This is a genomic window from Yoonia sp., from assembly GCF_017854415.1.
Classification (GTDB): Bacteria; Pseudomonadota; Alphaproteobacteria; order Rhodobacterales; family Rhodobacteraceae; genus Yoonia.
This window is the reverse complement of the sequence record NZ_JAFMHR010000087.1, coordinates 1,465-4,789: the sequence shown is the minus strand read 5'-3', so window position 1 is coordinate 4,789 and position 3,325 is coordinate 1,465. Positions and strand designations below refer to the sequence as shown.

2 protein-coding genes are annotated in these 3,325 nt (G+C 54.5%); both read right to left on the bottom strand.

Features of this window, described 5'->3' with window-relative positions:
- Positions 1 to 114: 114 nt before the first annotated feature.
- Positions 115 to 2,478 carry an FtsX-like permease family protein gene (locus QZ197_RS10650; RefSeq protein WP_296431913.1) on the bottom strand — a complete coding sequence of 788 codons (2,364 nt, stop codon included), beginning with the start codon at positions 2,476 to 2,478 and terminating at the stop codon, positions 115 to 117.
- On the bottom strand, positions 2,478 to 3,185 hold the full coding sequence (locus tag QZ197_RS10645; RefSeq protein WP_296431911.1) for an ABC transporter ATP-binding protein: 708 nt from the start codon (positions 3,183 to 3,185) through the stop codon (positions 2,478 to 2,480). The genes QZ197_RS10650 and QZ197_RS10645 overlap by 1 nt, the downstream gene beginning before the upstream one ends.
- Positions 3,186 to 3,325 lie beyond the last annotated feature (140 nt).

Genomic DNA, 3,325 nt, shown 5'->3' with positions numbered 1-3,325 from the left:
AATATGAAGGTCAACCGGAACCGGATCATCTTGGAAAGCGACATAACCCAGCCCAAGTATTATTGCTGCGCCAAGGCCCACAAGACCAATCGTGCGTGGTTTCCAAGTCATCGCTTACTCCCTTACTTTCATCACAGAAACGAGGTTTTGTTTATCCAACCTGCGACGCACCAGCATCACAGACCCAAAGCTTGCCAGCAGGACAACAAAGCTGGCTTTGGCGAAAATGGCGGGATGCAGCACAAGCGGCATGCTATAAAGGTCGCTCGAAAATCCGTTAGCCATCGCGGTCGCGATCACCGCGCCAATCCACCACCCCAGCGGTTGCGCCAGCACTGACAGCAACATGGTTTCGCCGATCAAAATGTAAGACACCTCTGCACGGGTGAAGCCAAGGATGCGCAGGCTGGCCAATTCGCGGGACCGTTCTGACAGCTGGATGCGTGCGCCGTTATAAGTAACCCCGATGGTGATCAGCAGGGCAATAACGATATAGACCGTATTCATCACGCCGATGCTTTGTTCAATGGTTTCAGAAAATGAACGGCGGGTGTCGGTCATCATCACAATGCCCACAAGGTTGGGAATATCCTTTAGTCTGGCGTGAAGGTCTGTGACCTCGGCATCATTCAACGAAACGTTGACCAGCGAAATTCGCGTAGATTGCCGCAACAACTGATTGGCGTATTCCAGATCCATATAGGCCCCAATACCAAAGTATTGTTCAACCGTGCCCGTCACGGTCAAGGCATGGGTTTCCTGCCGGCCCCCAAGGAATTTCGCATCTACCTGATCCCCAACACCGACACGCAAATGCGCGGCCAATCGATCCGTCAGCACCACCCCGCCCGGTGGCGCATTTATCTGTTTGCCGTCACTGTCGATGACGCGGCTCAGGTCGGTATTTGGACGGCTTGCCTGAATAGACGTACGTTTTTCGTGATTGCCGTTGCGCAAGATCACCGGGTGATATTGTTGTCCCTCGACTTGCAAAACAGCAGGCAGGGCAGCCGCAGTCCCCAGAACATTTTCGGGCATTTCATGCGACAGCACCAGCATCGCATCCTGTCGCGCGCTTTCATAGAACGCACTATCGACGATCTTGTCTAACGCGTAATCAAAGAACGACGGCGACACGATAGTTGACACGGCAAGCGCAAGCCCAAGCGTTGTCAGCGCGCTGCGCACTGGCCAACGCAGCAAACTGCGCAAGATCATAATTGTTGGCTGGCTTAGCTTGGCTGCGACCATTGCGCGGTCGATCAATGACCGTTTGAACTGCGGTGGCGCTGGGGGTTGCATCGCGATTGCTGGGGCCAGACGTGCCGCTTTGATCGCGGCCTGTGCTGCACCCAGCGTCGTGGTGAGTAGGGCCGCAATGCCGGACACTGCATAGACCCACGGTGACGTACTGAAAATCAAGAAGGGAAAGTCGAAGTACTGCGCATATTGCGAGGCCAGCAGTCGGGCCAACCAACCTCCCGTGAACCACCCGATGGCGATACCCAGAATAGCAATCAATCCTGCCAACATCAGGTAATGCAGGCAAATCTCGAGGTCGGAATAGCCTACGGCCTTAAGCAGCCCAATTTGGCTTCGCTCGAGTGCGATGATCCGGCCCATTACCATACTAACCAGAAACGCCGAGATCCCGAAAAAGATCGGCGGCAATATCGACGCCATTGTGCGAAGTTGTTTGATCTCTGCGTCAATAAAGCTGTCAGAAGGGTGCAAATCCCGCCCGTAAGCCCCCAAACTGCCATAGGGATCAAGCAAGCGGTCTACAGCATCAATGACATTCACGGTCTGCGCCCCTGCCGTCAGCGTTAAGGAAACATCATTGAAGGCCCCGGTCATATCAAAGGCGGCAGCGACTGCAGGTTGCGGCATCCAGATAATCCCAAAGGTCGCGTTGTCAGGCATGATTGCACCTGGACCGATGGTGTAAATAAACTCGGGCGATTGGGCGGTGCCTGTGATGGTCAACGCGCGTTTCTGGCCGTTCAGGTTGGCGAAGAAATAGTCGCCCAGCCCAAAACCGTTCGCGATTGCGAAATTTGCGTTCACCATGACTTCGTTAGTGGCGGATGGGTTGGGCAGGCGGCCTGTCTTCACAATCGGCACATTCAAGCGTGGCGCGCCATCGACGGGCAACGACAAGATGCGCGCCGTCGCACTGACATCACTGCCAGGTATATCAAGCACGGTGTTGCCGACTGCGCGGGTCTCGACCGCCCAGACGCCGTCAATTGCGGCCAATTCAGCAGCCAACCTGTCTGGTGCGCGCTGCACAGCGCTGAACACCTCGGCAAAGCGGTTGCGTTCATAATAAGTTTCGCGCGTATCACTAAGCGCTTTGTACATCCCCAAGGCTGTCAACAATATCGCCACACCACAGGCCAGCACCATCGAAATGGCAAAAGCCTGTTTCCATAAACGCTTGAAATCCCGCAGGAGTTTTCGATCAAGGGCTTGCATCACCAAACGATCTGCGCGGGTTCAAGGCGGTGTTCGTTGGTCGATACGCTGCTGATCTTGCCGTCTTGGAACTGGATAACACGGTGCGCCATGCGTTGAATTTCCGCGTTATGTGTAATGATCACCGTCGTTGTGCCAAAGCGTTCATTGATGTCTTGCAATACCTCAAGCACCTGAACACCTGTAGTGCTGTCCAGCGCGCCAGTCGGTTCATCGCACAACAAAATCTCGGGACGTTTGGCGATGGCGCGTGCGATGGCGACACGCTGTTGTTCACCGCCCGACATCTCGGATGGGAAATGATCCATACGCGCACCAAGCCCTACAAGAGCCAAGGCTTCTTCTGCGGGCATCGGATCAAGGGATACATCCGTAACCAGTTGCACGTTTTCACGCGCGGTTAGGCTGGGGACAAGGTTGTAGAACTGGAACACGAAACCAACATGGTCGCGCCGGTAACGGGTAAGACCACGGTCAGGCATATTGGTAAGTTCCAAGTCGCGGAACCAAACACGTCCTTCCGTGGCGTGATCAAGCCCCCCCAAGATGTTCAAGAGGGTCGACTTTCCGCTGCCCGAAGGTCCTAACAATACAGTCAATTCGCCCGCATAAAGTGACAGGTCCACGCCAGCCAACGCAAAGACTTTTACTGCGCCGGTTTGATAGACTTTGGTCACACCTTGGGTTCGAAAGATGGTTTCTGGCACGCGACTGGCCTTATATTTCGGGATTTTTTCCTTGGACAACCTGGCAGGTTCAGGCGGTTTGAACATTGACTAAGATCAATCAGCGCGTGGTTTGGCAGCTTATGCTTTGTCATAGAAAGCAGCGGCCTGCTGCCGCTGTG

Bases quoted from the DNA above. Each gene is read 5' to 3' on its own strand.
- QZ197_RS10650 (WP_296431913.1), bottom strand. From the start codon at position 2,478: ATGCAAGCCCTTGATCGAAAACTCCTGCGGGATTTCAAGCGTTTATGG.